Annotated in this window: 18 protein-coding genes and 1 pseudogene; 7 read left to right on the top strand and 12 right to left on the bottom strand. The window is 67.0% G+C overall.

The window, feature by feature from the left end; all coding sequences use genetic code 11:
* Positions 1-181 (bottom strand): hypothetical protein (locus IT779_RS15695; protein WP_196150033.1); only part of this gene is annotated, 181 nt, incomplete at its 3' end.
* Between the two features lie 605 nt (positions 182-786).
* Between IT779_RS15695 and IT779_RS37835 the strand changes: the two are divergent.
* The 3 genes and pseudogenes from IT779_RS37835 to IT779_RS15685 all read left to right on the top strand — a co-directional run.
* Positions 787-1,281 (top strand): annotated as a pseudogene (locus IT779_RS37835) (sigma-70 family RNA polymerase sigma factor); the annotation flags it as partial.
* 142 nt (positions 1,282-1,423) lie between these two features.
* Positions 1,424-1,606, top strand: a complete 183-nt coding sequence (locus IT779_RS37830) for a sigma-70 family RNA polymerase sigma factor (protein ID WP_232541761.1) — start codon at positions 1,424-1,426, stop codon at positions 1,604-1,606.
* A gap of 391 nt (positions 1,607-1,997) precedes the next feature.
* Positions 1,998-2,666 (top strand): phosphate signaling complex PhoU family protein, encoded by a 669-nt coding sequence (locus IT779_RS15685; protein WP_196150032.1) that lies wholly within the window; start codon positions 1,998-2,000, stop codon positions 2,664-2,666.
* A gap of 75 nt (positions 2,667-2,741) precedes the next feature.
* On the opposite strand, the gene IT779_RS15680 is transcribed toward IT779_RS15685, so the two are convergent.
* A complete protein-coding gene (locus IT779_RS15680) occupies positions 2,742-2,927 on the bottom strand; it encodes a hypothetical protein (RefSeq protein ID WP_196150031.1) in 186 nt (61 codons plus the stop codon).
* 378 nt (positions 2,928-3,305) lie between these two features.
* Here IT779_RS15680 and IT779_RS15675 point away from each other — a divergent pair, with 378 nt between their 5' ends.
* Positions 3,306-3,956 carry a PAS and ANTAR domain-containing protein gene (locus IT779_RS15675; protein ID WP_332838813.1) on the top strand — a complete coding sequence of 217 codons (651 nt, stop codon included), beginning with the start codon at positions 3,306-3,308 and terminating at the stop codon, positions 3,954-3,956.
* A 152-nt stretch (positions 3,957-4,108) separates the two neighbouring features.
* Entirely contained in the window at positions 4,109-4,966 is an 858-nt protein-coding gene (locus IT779_RS15670) for an RNA polymerase sigma factor SigF (protein ID WP_196150029.1), read from the top strand.
* A 165-nt stretch (positions 4,967-5,131) separates the two neighbouring features.
* Here the strand turns inward: IT779_RS15670 and IT779_RS15665 are convergent, their stop codons facing one another.
* From IT779_RS15665 to IT779_RS15620, 10 genes are all read right to left on the bottom strand, one after another.
* The gene (locus IT779_RS15665) at positions 5,132-5,674 is read right to left on the bottom strand and encodes a hypothetical protein (RefSeq protein WP_196150028.1); all 543 of its coding nucleotides are present in this window, start codon (positions 5,672-5,674) and stop codon (positions 5,132-5,134) included.
* 340 nt (positions 5,675-6,014) lie between these two features.
* A complete protein-coding gene (locus tag IT779_RS15660) occupies positions 6,015-6,590 on the bottom strand; it encodes a hypothetical protein (protein ID WP_196150027.1) in 576 nt (191 codons plus the stop codon).
* Positions 6,584-7,753, bottom strand: coding sequence for a nucleoside hydrolase (locus tag IT779_RS15655; protein ID WP_196150026.1), 1,170 nt, complete (start codon positions 7,751-7,753; stop codon positions 6,584-6,586). Before IT779_RS15655 ends, IT779_RS15660 begins: the two co-directional genes overlap by 7 nt.
* Positions 7,750-8,163 (bottom strand): hypothetical protein, encoded by a 414-nt coding sequence (locus tag IT779_RS15650; RefSeq protein ID WP_196150025.1) that lies wholly within the window; start codon positions 8,161-8,163, stop codon positions 7,750-7,752. The genes IT779_RS15655 and IT779_RS15650 overlap by 4 nt, the downstream gene beginning before the upstream one ends.
* A complete protein-coding gene (locus tag IT779_RS15645; RefSeq protein WP_196150024.1) occupies positions 8,160-9,086 on the bottom strand; it encodes a nucleoside hydrolase in 927 nt (308 codons plus the stop codon). The genes IT779_RS15650 and IT779_RS15645 overlap by 4 nt, the downstream gene beginning before the upstream one ends.
* Positions 9,087-9,254: 168 nt before the next feature.
* Positions 9,255-9,833 carry an SAM-dependent methyltransferase gene (locus IT779_RS15640; protein WP_232541804.1) on the bottom strand — a complete coding sequence of 193 codons (579 nt, stop codon included), beginning with the start codon at positions 9,831-9,833 and terminating at the stop codon, positions 9,255-9,257.
* 306 nt (positions 9,834-10,139) lie between these two features.
* Positions 10,140-10,652, bottom strand: coding sequence for a hypothetical protein (locus IT779_RS15635; protein ID WP_196150022.1), 513 nt, complete (start codon positions 10,650-10,652; stop codon positions 10,140-10,142).
* Positions 10,653-10,838: 186 nt separating this feature from the next.
* A complete protein-coding gene (locus IT779_RS15630) occupies positions 10,839-11,285 on the bottom strand; it encodes a hypothetical protein (protein ID WP_196150021.1) in 447 nt (148 codons plus the stop codon).
* Positions 11,285-11,740: a DUF4254 domain-containing protein gene (locus IT779_RS15625; protein ID WP_196150020.1), complete on the bottom strand. Its 456-nt coding sequence runs from the start codon at positions 11,738-11,740 to the stop codon at positions 11,285-11,287. Before IT779_RS15625 ends, IT779_RS15630 begins: the two co-directional genes overlap by 1 nt.
* Positions 11,741-11,825: 85 nt before the next feature.
* Complete coding sequence (locus IT779_RS15620; protein WP_196150019.1) at positions 11,826-11,987, bottom strand: hypothetical protein; 162 nt, start codon at positions 11,985-11,987, stop codon at positions 11,826-11,828.
* 329 nt (positions 11,988-12,316) lie between these two features.
* Here IT779_RS15620 and IT779_RS15615 point away from each other — a divergent pair, with 329 nt between their 5' ends.
* A complete protein-coding gene (locus IT779_RS15615) occupies positions 12,317-13,174 on the top strand; it encodes a helix-turn-helix domain-containing protein (protein ID WP_196150018.1) in 858 nt (285 codons plus the stop codon).
* The gene (locus IT779_RS15610; protein ID WP_196150017.1) at positions 13,167-13,538 is read left to right on the top strand and encodes a DUF397 domain-containing protein; all 372 of its coding nucleotides are present in this window, start codon (positions 13,167-13,169) and stop codon (positions 13,536-13,538) included. Before IT779_RS15615 ends, IT779_RS15610 begins: the two co-directional genes overlap by 8 nt.
* Positions 13,539-13,632: the final 94 nt, after the last annotated feature.

Here is a 13,632-nt window from a genome sequence, read left to right as displayed (position 1 = left end):
GGAGGAAGCCGAGTGCGAGGGCGAGGGCGGCGGTGATGCCGAGGGCGACAAGGACGGCGGAGAGGACGGAGGCGGACAGGACGGCGACGCCGCCGGTGAGGGTGGCGACGATGAGGCCCGACAGCCACGCGGTGCCGGGCTCGAGGCTCCGGGCACTGGGGGTTGTGGTCTTGTCTGTCATGGGTGCGGGTTTCCTTCTTGCCACGAGGGCGCGGTTCACTGTTTGGAAGTGGTGGGGTGTCGTTTCGGTTGTCGGGTGGGGTCTGGGCCGGTCAGTATTGGGTGAAGGCGACAAGATCATCGCCCAGCAGACCTCTACCGGCCCGTATGCGGTGGTCTCCTGCGGCGGGGAAGCTGGTAAATAGTCCCGTACAGCGGTGAAACGTGCTCCTCGCTCTCGAAGGTGCTCGCCGCGGGGAGGGGGCGGTGTCGCGATCCCGCGACACCGGTGGGGGGTCGACGCCTCCATCTCGTGTTCGAACCGGCGGCACCGCGTGCCCGTAAACCTCGTCTCGACCCCCACAGCGGCCCGGACTTGGTCATCGGATGGACCACCACACCGACAGGGGCGCATCGCGCCGGTCGGGGAGCACGAAGCCGGTCAATGCCTCGGGGTCGGATCGCTCGCGCGGACTGGGTGTTCTCGCGCATCGGGGACAGGTCTGGCGCTTTTCGGACTGACAACGCCGCCTGCGTGAGCCAGACTGGAGATCTGGCCCCTCGGGCGCGTGGTCGAGACCGTCTGCCACCCGCGCGAGCATCCTCGGGCCACGGAGGTCGATCTCCATGACCACTTCGCCAGTGATCTCACGCACGGCCGATCGAGGTCGTCGCGGCACTGATTCCTACGAGAACATCGAGCCGGTACTCGGCGAGTTCTCCCGGCTGACACCGGGCAGTGCGGCGTGGGGGGTGATGCGCGAGCAGATCATATGCCGGTGCCTGCCGTTGGCCGACCATATCGCGCGCCGATTCGCCGGACGCGGGGAAACCTGCGACGACCTGCACCAGGTCGCCTCGATGGGGTTGGTGCTAGCGATCGACCGCTACGACCCCGAACGCGGTGACTCGTTCCTGGCCTATGCCCTGCCCACCATGATGGGCGAGATCCGTCGCCACTTCCGCGACCACACCTGGGCATTGCGCGTCCCGCGCGGGATCAAGGAAATCCAGCAGTTGATCGGCCCGACCATCGAGTCGCTGTCCCAATCCCTCGGCCGCACACCGACAGCGTCCGATATCGCGGTCGCGTTGAACCTCGATCTGTTCGAAGTCACTCAGGCGTTGCTGGCCCATAACGCCTACCGCGCCGACTCGATGGACAGCGGCAGCCTCACCGACGACGACACCGCCCCCCGCCGCGCCCTCGATCGCGGACACCTACGGCGACATCGACCCCGGATACGAACTCAAACTCCAGTCCATGGTCGCCGCCCCCCTGCTACGCGATCTTCCCGAAGCCGACCGCCGTGTCCTGTACCTGCGGTTCTTCCGCAACCTGTCCCAATCTCAGATCGCCGAAATCATAGGGGCCTCCCAGATGCACGTTTCTCGGACGCTCTCACGCATCCTCGAACAACTCCGCGCCGCCGCTCGACAACAGTGACTGCGACAGCGACTCCGCGCCGTCTCACACCACACGACCCCGGCCGAACACTCGACCGCCCGCAACCGATATCCGTACCACCGTCCGTCACGCCGGACACCCTCGCCCCGCCTCACCAGGTCACATGCCCGACGGGCGAGCCGCGCGCGTGCCACCACCGAGCAGCATGATCGGTGCCGGACCGTTCGCCTTCTCCGAACTCAGTGGTGACAGCACACGAACACCGAAGCTCAGGCGCCCGAGAACGGCCGGTGCCGGAGGTCGATCGGGTGCCGTGATGATGGGGTGGCCGGTGTCCGAGGACTGGTCGCCGGTTCCCGGCTTCATGGGTGTGGATGTGACACGCGGCACCGTAGGCGGTGTGCGTGCTGGTGGTGGGTTTGAATCGGGTATGCGGACCGAGTACCACGAGGAACTGGCGCATCTGGCGGAGCTGCTGCACCGGATGTGTGTGCGGGATCGCGCGGTGATCGCGAACGCCACCAACACGGTGATCACTGGTGATGTGGAGCAGGCTCAGAACGCGATCGATATCGGTGGCGAGGTCGAGCGGATGGTGGCCGAGGCCGAGGGCGAAGCGTTGCGACTGTTGGCGTTGCAGGCCCCGGTCGCGCGCGAGTTGCGGCAGGTGGTCACCGGTATTCAATTGACCGCCGCGTTGCATCGGATGGGGATTCTAGGGACGCATATCGCGACGGCGGCGCGGCGTCGTCACCCGGGATTGGTGGTTCCGGAACCGGTACGGCCGTTGGTGGCGCGGATGGGTGCGGCAGCGGTCGCGATCGCGACCAGCGCCGCCACGGTCCTGGTCACACCCGATCCTGAGAGCGCGGCCATGCTCGACGGCCAGGACGACCTCATGGATCGCCTCCACGAGGAACTGCTCACCACCGTGCTCGACCCGGGTTGGGGACACGGTGTTACCGCCGCTGTGGATCTGACGTTGGTAGGTCGCTATTACGAGCGTTTCGCCGACAACGCGGTCGAGGTCGGCCGCCGGACCATCTTTCTGGCGACGGGCGAAACAGCCGAAAGGAATTCCACTGACCAGCGGGACTGACGACCGCCTCCTCGCCCCACATGCGGAGCGTGGAGACCGTCTCGCTGTCGTGCGCGGGGGTTGTTGTGTCGGTAGTCAGGGGAGGAAGCCGAGTGCGAGGGCGAGGGCGGCGGTGATGCCGAGGGCGACAAGGACGGCGGAGAGGACGGAGGCGGACAGGACGGCGACGCCGCCGGTGAGGGTGGCGACGATGAGGCCCGACAGCCACGCGGTGCCGGGCTCGAGGCTCCGGGCACTGGGGGTTGTGGTCTTGTCTGTCATGGGTGCGGGTTTCCCCGTTTCTGGTCGTGGTCAAACAGCGGCCGGTGCGGGCCAGGGGCGGGGTGGTTGTCCGCCGGGCAGGATTGCCGGTGGGGCGAGATAGGTGAGTGGGTGGCGGGTTGTGGGGGCGGGACCACCGGGGGCCGGCCCTCGTGTGGGTGTCGGTGGTGCTGTCGTATCGCGGTGTGGACGCCTGCTCGGTACGGGGTGGTCGAGTGGCTGCACGGCCAGCCTGGTGACCGGGTTCACGAGTGATAGTCCTATCAGAGGGCTCCGACACCCACCCGGATCGCAAAATTCCTTTCCATGGTGAGCGATTCACTGTGTGGAAGTGGTTCCGGTTGTCCGGTGTGGTTTCGGCCGGTCAGAATCGATGGTGTGATCGACAAGCAGGCGACCGAGGCGGGGGTCGAGCCCGGTGTGGGGCAGCGCGCGGGCCGGTTCTGGTTCCGGTTCGCCGATCAGCGGTGGCAGTGGTCGGATGAGGTCGCGATCCTGCACGGCTATGTGCCGGGGCGCGTGGATCCGACCACGGAGTTGTTGTTGGCCCACAAGCATCCCGCCGACCGTGCCGAGGTCGCCGATACTCTCGCGCGGGTGGTGCAGACCGGTGCGCCGTTCAGCAGCCGCCACCGCATCATCGATGCCGCCGGACTCACTCGCCATGTGTTGGTGGTCGGTGACCGGTGGTGTGATGAGGAGGGTGTGGTGATCGGTACGACCGGCTACTACGTCGATGTCACCGAGACCCTCGCCGCGGAGCGGGCCGAGGTCGTGGACGAGCAGTTGCCGGTGTTGGTGGCGGCGCGGGCGGCGATCGAGCAGGCCAAGGGTGCGTTGATGCTGGTCTACGGAATCGGTGCCGAGCAGGCGTTCGGGGTGTTGGCGTGGCGCTCGCAGGAGACCAACGTGCGGGTGCGGGTGCTGGCCGAGAAACTCGTCGCGGCCTTCGCCGAGTTCGACGGCGCCTCGGCCCAGACCCGCACTCGCTTCGATCACCTGCTGCTGACCGTGCACGAACGCCCCTGACCCTTTCTCCGGATAGTGGCGAGGGTGGAGGCGCGAGCGGCTGTGGGGGACGGTGCGGAGATTTTCCTCCGGCCCGGAGGGGGGTTTGAGGTCGATGGTTTCGGGGTTATCGGGATTTCACTGGAAGTCGCAGCCTCGGATCGGGAGATTTCATGACCGCCAACGCGCACTCGACATCCGGATCACCTCGGCGTCGTGGTGACTCCTACGACAACATCGAACCCTGGTTCGACAAACTCGCCGGCCTCGAACCCGACGATCCGCACCGGGCGCAGGTGCGGGAGGAGATCATCGGGTTGTGTCTTCCGTTGGCCGACAACATCGCTCGCAGATTCGCCGGACGCGGGGTCGAGCACGAGGACCTGTACCAGGTGGCCTGCCTCGGACTGCTGGGCGCGGTCGACCGCTTCGACCCCCAGCACGGAAGCAGTTTCCTCGGATACGCGGTCCCCACGATCATGGGCGAGGTCCGACGCCACTTCCGCGACCATTCCTGGGCCGTGCGCGTACCGCGCGGGGTGAAGGAAACCCACCTCAAGGTCGGGGGCGCGGTCGAGTCCCTGACCCATCGGTTGGGGCGCGTTCCGCGCCCGAGCGAGATCGCCGCCGAACTCGGCATCGACCGCGGCGAGGTCACCCAGGCACTGGTCGCGGCGAACGCCTACCGCAGCGACTCCCTCGACACTCCCGCCTTCACCGAGGACGGGGACAACCACAACCCGGTCCTGGCCCGCGTCGGCGCGGTCGACAGCGCCTACGGCCTGCTCGAAGACGCGATAACGGTCCGGCCACTGCTCGAGGCGCTTCCCGCCCAAGAGCGGCAAGTGCTGGTGTGGCGGTTCTCCGAGGAAGCGTCGCAGTCGGAGATCGCGGCTCGGCTCGGGGTCTCTCAAATGCATGTTTCTCGGATGCTGACTCGCATCTTCACAACGCTGCGCGAACAAGCCCTTGCCGACCCGACACCGGCCACCGATACCGTCGATCACGCACCCGGCACGCGGGCGGCGTGACCCTATCCCACCGACGGGCCACGGTTCAGCCGCGCGGACAAGTCGTCGGGGGGCGTGCCTGTGATTGGGGCTGGGGTTGGGACTCGAGTGCGTATATCCACTCCTTTCGATCAGGCGAGACGGGTCGGGGTCGATCGAGTGCGGGGCGTGGCGCGATGCGGTGCTTCATCGGCGTGTCCGGAATTGGAGCGGTGGGGGTATCGGGGGCGTGCCGTCGGCGCGTTGGCGGGGCTGGCGTCGATAGCCTGCGATCAGTGCGTCGGTCAGGGCGTCGTATTCGTCGCCGATCGCGCGGAATCGGGGGTAGAACGGGCATTGGTGGGGGCCGCCTTCCCAGTACAGGAGTGGGGTGGCCAGTACCGCGAGCCGGGAGATCATCTGTCCGACCGTCCTTTCGGGGGAGTCGTTGTCGAGCAGGTGCACCGTGTCGGGTCGGTTGCCGAGGTACCAGGTGATCTCGTCGTCCATCGCGCGCACGACCTCGCGGTCGAGTCCCTCGAGTTCAGGGGAGGTACCGCCCGCGCCGAGGTGCGATAGCGCGTCCCAGTTGTTCTCGTCGTTGGCGGTGAGTACCCAGAGATGCCCGCATATCAGCGCGGCGTGTTCCAGCGGCGATATCGGCACGTCGGCGCATTGCCACAGCATCAACAGGCGGTCCGCGCCTGGTATCGGGCGGCGACGGGACGGGACGGTTGTGGTTGTCGACATGGCGGAGTTGCTCTTCTCGAAGGAATGACAGGGGGACGGACCCGTCACCGGGGATGTCGGGACGGGGGCCGGGGGGATCAGTTGCCGGGTGATGGCCGGGCCCGATGGTGGTGGGTGCAGGTCACCGGGAATCGCCGCGCTCTCCTCGGTCGGGTCGGTGTGGGGGTGGGCGAGTTACTCGACGTCGGCCGTGGCCCGGTGAGTGCCTGTGCGAGGCGTGCCGGGGTCGGCTGTCCCGGGGGGCGAACTGATAAGGCTTGTCACGTAGGTCGAGGCGGGCGAGGATGTGCGCTGCCCGCCCCGGGTGTTGTCCTACTGGTGGTTGTTGTCTATTGCAGGGTCAGGTTGTGTGGAGTCGGATCGTTTCGTTCTCGCTCTCGCCGGGTGTGGTTTCGGTGCTGATACAGGGTGGTGGGAGGCGGTGGGATCGGCGGCGTAGGAGTCGGGCGTGTCCGGTGTGGAGGTGGGTGAGGGTGAGGTCGTATCCGCGTGTGGCCCAGTTGAATCGGCGGGCGAGGACGTCTTCGCTGATGTCGGGCCATAGGTCGAGCAGGACCGCGAGCATGGTGGCGCGTCCGATGGTCTCACCAAGGGTGTATTCCTCGGACTCGTCCTCGATCAGGGTCACTGACTCGGGTGTGGCGCCGAGTGCGAGGGCGGCGTGGTCATCAAGAGTGCGTGCGAGTTGCGCGACGGTGGTGTCGATGGGGCGGGGTGTGTCGGTGTCGAGCCAGTCGGCGACGTCGAGGATGTGCATTCCGGTGAGGTAGTCGGTCCAGGTGTCGCGGTAGAGCAGGCTGAGGCGTTCGAACTCGGTGGCGGGGGTGTCGCGGTGTTCCCACACCATGAGCAGGCGTTCGATGTCGGGCAACGCCGGATGCCTTGTGGGCGAGGCGGTGTCGGCGGGGTTCACCATGCGAATGCCTCGTGGAACCAGCCGAGGAACCCGTCGTAGTCGACCGCCGCCGAGACCCGCAAGGGTCGCCCGTGCGGGTCGGGATACAGGCGGGCGTCTTCGGCAACGCGGATGCGTTCTTCGGTGAATTCCACGAAAGGTTGTCCGAGCGCGGCCGAGAGGGTGAGCGGGTCGTGGAGCCAGGACCCGTCTTTGCGGGTGAACCAGCGTTGGAAGTGCTCGCCCAACAGGTGCGCCCACGGCGGGGCGGTGTCGGCGGCCAGGGCGTGGATCAGTGGCCAGGTGTCGGTGACGCGGATGGCGGGGTGGTTGGTGTGTTCGGACATGACCAGCCGTGGTGTGTGTGCCGCGCGTAGGGCGAGCCCGGCCGAGAGGGGGTCTATGCGGAAGTTGTGGGAAGCGAGGTCGGGGTCACGGTAGTGACGGAGCCAGCCGCCCATCTGGGTGATGTCCAGCTGGTCGGCGAGGTGGGGTGCCCACTTCAGCAGGGTGGCGAGTTCGGTCATGGCCCCGCATCCGACCCACCGCACCGGCCCGGGGTGGGAGTCGAGGACGTCGGCGAGTCGGGCGATCATCGCGCCGTGCCGGTCCTGCTCCTCCTCGAAAGAGGGCAGGACGTAGTCGGGGATGTGTTGGTCGGGGTCAGGCAGGTAGCGGCGTGGCCCGCCGAGGTCGATGCCCTCGATCACGCGGACCTCGCTACGGCCCATCATGTCGAGTATTCGGCGGGCGAGCCGGGCGCGTAGGCCGCTGACCTCGTCGCTGGTGATGACGACCAGGTGTCCGGGTGGGATGTGGTGGGCGGCGAAGAGGAGGTTGACGAAATCGTCGGGGTCGTAGCCGATGTCGGTGGACAGGATCACCAACCCACCGGGCTCGGTGCCGGTCGGGTCGGTGGAAGCTTGTGGGGTCGACATGGTGGGGGGTTGTCCTTGCTGGTGGTGGGCTGGTTCGTGTCGGATTCGGCGTGCTTGGGTGAGGAGTTGTTGCCGTGCGTGTTCGAGTCCGGCGTCGATGACCTCGGGGGTGTGGAGGCGGTCGATGCCGGTGATCACCAACTCCTGCAACAGTTCCTCGGGTTTCTGGTCGCGGATGCCGGCGTGGAGGGCCAGGATGGCGAGTTGGTGCCGTGGCAGCCGGACCGGGAAGTGGCTGGTCGTCATCTGTTCACCTGCCCGCTCCCGGGCCGGTAGGGGTGCGGGTTCGCTGGTTGGTCGGCGCGTTGGGCGATTCGGCGCAGGTATTCGCGGACCAGTTCGGCCAGTCGTCGGTGGAGTTCGTCGGGGTCGGGGGGTGAGGTGCCCTGGTATCGGAGGGCCAGTGCCGCTGTGGCGCGTTCGTTGGGTATGCAGGGGAAGGGGCAGTCGTGGTGGTGGGCCAGGACGCCGATCGCGTTGTCGGGGTGCAGTTCACCGGGATCGACGGCGCACTCGGCGCGGGCGAAATCGCTGAGCTGCACCAGCAGCACGGGTCGGTGGGCGGTTGTGGACTCGACGCGCGGGCGACGCGGTGAGAGCGGCGCGTCCACGCCCGGTATCGGTTCCGGTGATGGTGTGGGTCGGTCGTGGGTCACCACGAGATCACCTTGTACAGCCAGGCCAGGAACGCCTCGTAGTCCACGCTGTGGGAGAGCTTCATGGTTCGCCCGTAGGGGTCGCGGTAGAGGCGGGCGTCCTCACCGATCCGTATCCGCGTCTCGGCGAAGGAGACAAAAGGGTGTCCGAGGGCGGCGGTCAGGGCGAGGGGGTCGTGCATCCAGGAGCCGGTGTATCCGCGCGCGACCCACCGATGGAAATGCTCCGAGGTCAGTCGTGCCCATTCGGGCGCGGTGTCGGAGTCCAGGGTTTGGATGAGTGGTGTGTCGGGGGTGAGGCGGATGGTGGGGTGTTCGGTGTGGTCGGCCAGGACCAGGTGCGGCGCGGGCAGGATTCGGAGGGCGACGCCGGCGGCGAGGGGGTTGGTCGCGAGGTTGTGTTCGGCGTGTTCGGGTGTGCGGGGGTGGTCGAGCGCGCCGCCCATTTGGGTCACGATGATCTGTTCGGCCAGGTCCGGTGCCACGGTGAGCAGTGCCGAGAGCTCGCTCATCGGCCCGCACCCGACCCAGCGCACGGGGTGGCTGGTGTCGAGGACGAGGTCGAGCACGCGGCCGACCCAGGTCTGCGCGCGTTCGAGGTCCGCGCCCGCGGCCGACTCGGGGGCCTCGGATATGGGTTGGTCGGGGGCGGGCACGAACCAGCGCTGCCCGCCGAGGTCGATGCCTTCGATCACCTCGACGTCGTTGCGCCCCAACGTGTCCAACAGTCGTCGGGCGAGTTTCGCGCGTTGTCCGCCGATTTCGTCGGTGGTGATCACGATCAGGTCTTCGATCTGGTGGGCGGCGGCGATGAGGGCGAAGGTGTCGTCGGGGTCGTAGCCGATGTCGGTGGACAGGATGACCCGCCCGCCGGGGTCGGTGCTGATGAGCGGCCTGTCGGTTCGGGGGGAAGTGGTGGACATGGTGGACTCTCTTTCATCGGTGTGTGTTGTGGTGGGTGGTGCGGAATCCGAGCGAGTCTGGTTGTGGCCGAGGTGAACTCGGGCAGGATCGACCGCTCTCGTGTGGCCGGTGTCGGCCACGGCGGTGGGGGGCGGTCATTGGGTGTCGCCCCAGCGGGTTACGGCCGCCTAGCAGGCCGCCGAGGCGGTGACGGGTGGGTGGGTGGTGTCGGGTCGCCACTCGGTGGCGGGCACGATGCCGGGTTCGGTCACCTCGAGGCCGGTGAGCAGGGTGGTGAGCTGGTCGTGGGTGCGGGGACGCAGGCGTAGACGGTGTTTGGCGTAGACGGTGGCCGCAGCGGTGGCGGTGTCCGGGTCGGTCGGTGTCGGTCCGAGGTGGGTGATCACGAGATGCCCGGCGGGCAGGGCCGCGACGAGGCCGCCGACGAGCGGGGCGGGGTCGGTGAGTTGTTCCAGGCTCATCTGCCCGAACACCAGTCCCACGGGCCGGGTGGTGTCGATACCGCCGAGGCGGGCACGGGTGCCTTCGATGGCGGACAGGATCGCGGCCGGGTCGGCGAGGTCCGTCCGGTGGTAGAGGGCCTGGGGTTCGGTCAGCGCGCGGGCGTGTGCCGAGACGATCAGTCCGTCATCGAGATACACCACCGCCGCCCCCGGGCAGGTGCGGCGAGCGAGGTGGTGAATGTCGTCGGGGCGGGGGTAACCGCAGCCGATGACCACGAACTGCTCCACCCCGGACCGGGACAGCCCTGTGACCGCGCAGCAGGAACTCCCGCCCGGCCCGGACGCTTGTGCGCAGACGTGGGGCGAGGATGTCGAGCAGGGAGACCATCGACCGGTCGAGGCCGAAATGGTTCTTGCCCACGACCAGGTCGAGCTTGTGTGCGGGAGTACTCAGGTCGTAGGGCAGCAACGCGTCCAGCACGCGGGCGTGGGTCGGACCCGACAACTCCACCTCGAGCGCGTGGTCGAGGTCGATCGCCGTATCACCGTCGAGCGGTGGTGCTGTGGTGGCGGGAGGCTGGTCGGGGTGGCCGCAGTTCGGGCAGGAGTTCACCACGTGATCACCGCCGGCCCCTTGTCGGTGGCGATCAGGCGGATACGCGCGGGTCTGGCGATGGGGGGCGTGCCGGTGGCGTGTCGGCGGTGTTGACGGGCGTGCCCGGTGTTGAGTCCGGTGATCACCGAGTCGTAGAGATGGCCGAGTGCGAGGAAGTCCTCGGAGATCGGATGACCGTGTACGGGTCGCCATGTCTCGAGCAGGACGGTGTAGAAGGCGATCTGGGCCACCAGCTCGCCGACGGTGGGGGTGGGGTCGTCGTCGGTGATCATCGTGACGGCATCTGGGTGGTTGCCCAGCTGCCAGGTCACCTCGTCATCGATGACCCGTGTGAGCGTGGTCGTGGGCTCGCGCACGGCGTCGCGGCGGTCGAACACGCTCATGTCCACCACGTGCGGATCCAGATCGGCGAGGTGGTGACACCACAAGGTCAGACACACATGGGTGGCGCGTTCGAGGTCGGATCTCGGGCCGGGAACGTTCCAGAGTTGTTGCAGCCGAGACATGTTCGGCAACCCGCTGCAACGCTGAGACGGCCTGTTGTGCAGGGGCGGCTTGTGGTGCTGGAAAGGCTTGCGCTGTCGGGAAATCGGGGTGCTCCTCACACTCGGGGCGGGTAGGGGACGCACGCGACCAGGTCCAGGCCGTGCGCTTCGGTGGTGGAGAGGATCCGGAGGTGTCCGGTGGGTGAGTCAGGGCGAGGAGAAGGTCGGCGGTAGTCGTCGGGTGCCGGCGAGCAGACGCGCGACGAGGCCGCTGTAGGCGTGGGCGAGGTCGTCGACGGTCTCGCTCGCCTCCCAGAACACGCGGTCCGAACCTTCGGCCAGGACGGTGTGGGTGAGCGCGGCCGACTCGGCGAGGCGGTCGATGACCTGCCCCATCGTGAGTGGGTAGAGCCGCGCGTCGCGGGCGGGTTCCGGGATCACCAGCCGTGTCCAGGCGTCGATCTCGCGCATCCGGGCGGCGCGATCGGTATCGCTGTCCGCGAGCGCCGAATACGGGATCCGTTCACGGCGGCGGTGCAGTACCGCCAACTCCGCCGCCGCCGTCGACACCGGATCATCGCCCACCCCGGGGAAACCACGGCAGGCGGCGAGAAGTTCGTCCCTGGACGGCAACAGCGGGCGCGGACCGGCCATCACCGGCCGTCCCCGAGCGCCGGCAACCGCACTACCCGCCCGACCAGCGCGTCGGCGAGATCGGTGTAACCATCGACCAACTCGGCCAACCGATACCACGCCGTATGCACCCGTGGATCGCGCACGTCCTCCACGGTCAACAACAACCGATACGCGCCCACTTGCAGCCGAGCCAACCGATCGATCACCGCACCCAACGACTCGGTATGCAGGCGGGCACCCGAACGCGGCACCGGCAAACACACCGCCGTCCACTCGTCGGCGGCGAGCACCAACTCGGTCCTGTCGCAACCACACTCGGTAAGCGTGTGTCCGGCCTCGTGTCGGTACAGCACCCCGAGTCGCGCCGCGATCCGGCTCAACGGATGCCCGCCGACATGGTGCCCGAGAATCGCCGCGCACAACTCCTCACCCGAAGGCAGCAGCCGTGCCGTGTAGTGCGAGGTCGCCGCCATCGTCATACCTCCACCCGCCGCACACGCGGTGGCGCGAGGTGATCGCGGACGGTGAATTCGGCGGCGCTACGGCATCTGTCCAGCATCATGACACCGCCGTCCACACATCCAGCTTCGGCAGCACCACTGCCGCCAGATCGGCTTCGAGTTCCGCGCGCTCCACCGCAGCGTCCACATGCCCCCGCGCGGCCCCCTCACCGAATGCCCTGATCGCCGCCGCCGATGCCGTGACCTGTTCACCCCTCATCTCGCCCGCCATTCGAGAGTCTTTGGGCGTCCCCGATTGGATCCGCGATTCGCGCTCGTGTACAGGACAACCTGGTCGTTTTCGGAACAAGCCGCATGGCTGACACCCCTTGCTGTGCCTAATGCGGCGCACTGGCTGCGCTGCGCTGAGTCGTCGCGCCGCTGGTCAGGTACGCCGGGCGATCGTGATTGCCGACACATAGAAAATAATGCAGCAACATTTGCAGCGTCAAGAACTGAATGTGTTGCCGCAACTCCACTAGCATCATTCTTGGACTCGTGCGCTGGACCACTGTGCGCATCACGCGATGCATGAGGGAGGATTTAGCTATGGCGACCACGTCACCCACCGTCGCGAGGTGGGAACTCAAGCTTCGGATTGTGCAGCTGCGGAAGGACTCGCAGCTGGACGACGCCGAGGTGATGGACGCCGTCGGCATCTCGCGGCCGTACTGGTCGCAGGTGTTCGGTGGAAGCCGCATCCTGACCGTCGACAAGCTGCGAGCGTTGGCTGCGGCATACGGGTGCGATGCCGATGAACAGGAGGAACTGGTCGCTCTCCGAGAGACCGCCACGAAGGAGCGCGGCTGGTGGATGAAGCATCCGGCGCTGATCAGGCCCGAGATGCAGCAGCTGTACGGCTTGGAGCACGGCGCTCACAGCATCCGCTGCTACAACAGCTTGCTGATCCCTGGATTACTGCAATCCGAGGGATACGCCCGCACCATCATCGCCGCGAACACCATGATCCGACCGTTCGAGGTCGAACAACATCTTGCCGTTCGGATGCAACGCCAGAGCCGACTGACCGGTGAGAACCCCCTGCACCTCACGGCAGTGTTCTCAGAAGCGGCGTTGATACAACAAACCGGTGGGCCGGATGTCCTCCGCGAGCAACTGCTGCACTTGATCGAACTCGCCGAGCGAAACCCGGAAACCATTGAGTACCGGATCATTCCCTTCACCGCAGCCGAAGGCACCGCGCTCGGCGGCTCGACCTTTCATCTTCTCGACTTCGGCAGCACCAAGCTCCCCACGCTCGGCTGGTCCGAAACGCCTACACAGGCCGACGTGGTTGAGGATGCCGCCGAAGTGAGCAGTCTGACATACGCCTACGCGCAGGCCCTGACTCAAACTCTGAACCCCGCCGATTCTCTGACCCTGATCAAGGAAAGAGCACGTGAGTAACTCTCCGAAAATCAACGATTCGACCTGGACCAAGTCCACGTTCTCCGACCACGGCAACGCCTGCGTCGAGGTGCGAATCCACAACGACACGGTACTGATCCGGGATAGCAAGTTCGCAGGCGATCCCTCTCTCCAGCCGATCATCGCCGTTCCTGTTGCTCTTTGGTCTGACTTCCTGTCCACCGTGAGTGACGACAGCAGCGGGGCTGGACGTACAGAGCTTGGAATCCCTCGCGTCGAACACGATCCAGCGACAGGAACGACGACCCTCATCGATGCCGTCGAGACGACCCTCGTCTACACGGCGGAAGAATGGCGGGCGTTCCTCGACGGAGTTCGCCACGACCAATTCGCGTTGGCCTGACGAACCCGTCGCTCCGCCCGACCAGACGCGTCCTCACCCCGGCGCGGTCGATGGCGAGTTGGTTCCGCCTGACTCTGATCTGGCGAGTGAGGCT

It is taken from the genome of Nocardia bovistercoris, assembly GCF_015674855.1.
In the GTDB taxonomy this organism is placed as follows: Bacteria; Actinomycetota; Actinomycetes; order Mycobacteriales; family Mycobacteriaceae; genus Nocardia; species Nocardia bovistercoris.
This window is presented reverse-complemented; position numbering and strand designations above follow the sequence as displayed.

Excerpts from the sequence above, each read along its gene's own strand:
- IT779_RS37830 (WP_232541761.1), top strand. The coding sequence starts at position 1,424 with ATGGTCGCCGCCCCCCTGCTACGCGATCTTCCCGAAGCCGACCGCCGT.
- IT779_RS15685 (WP_196150032.1), top strand. The coding sequence starts at position 1,998 with ATGCGGACCGAGTACCACGAGGAACTGGCGCATCTGGCGGAGCTGCTG.
- IT779_RS15680 (WP_196150031.1), bottom strand. The coding sequence starts at position 2,927 with ATGACAGACAAGACCACAACCCCCAGTGCCCGGAGCCTCGAGCCCGGC.
- IT779_RS15670 (WP_196150029.1), top strand. The coding sequence starts at position 4,109 with ATGACCGCCAACGCGCACTCGACATCCGGATCACCTCGGCGTCGTGGT.
- IT779_RS15665 (WP_196150028.1), bottom strand. The coding sequence starts at position 5,674 with ATGTCGACAACCACAACCGTCCCGTCCCGTCGCCGCCCGATACCAGGC.
- IT779_RS15660 (WP_196150027.1), bottom strand. The coding sequence starts at position 6,590 with ATGGTGAACCCCGCCGACACCGCCTCGCCCACAAGGCATCCGGCGTTG.
- IT779_RS15655 (WP_196150026.1), bottom strand. The coding sequence starts at position 7,753 with ATGACGACCAGCCACTTCCCGGTCCGGCTGCCACGGCACCAACTCGCC.
- IT779_RS15645 (WP_196150024.1), bottom strand. The coding sequence starts at position 9,086 with ATGTCCACCACTTCCCCCCGAACCGACAGGCCGCTCATCAGCACCGAC.
- IT779_RS15635 (WP_196150022.1), bottom strand. The coding sequence starts at position 10,652 with ATGTCTCGGCTGCAACAACTCTGGAACGTTCCCGGCCCGAGATCCGAC.
- IT779_RS15630 (WP_196150021.1), bottom strand. The coding sequence starts at position 11,285 with ATGGCCGGTCCGCGCCCGCTGTTGCCGTCCAGGGACGAACTTCTCGCC.
- IT779_RS15625 (WP_196150020.1), bottom strand. The coding sequence starts at position 11,740 with ATGGCGGCGACCTCGCACTACACGGCACGGCTGCTGCCTTCGGGTGAG.
- IT779_RS15620 (WP_196150019.1), bottom strand. The coding sequence starts at position 11,987 with ATGAGGGGTGAACAGGTCACGGCATCGGCGGCGGCGATCAGGGCATTC.
- IT779_RS15615 (WP_196150018.1), top strand. The coding sequence starts at position 12,317 with ATGGCGACCACGTCACCCACCGTCGCGAGGTGGGAACTCAAGCTTCGG.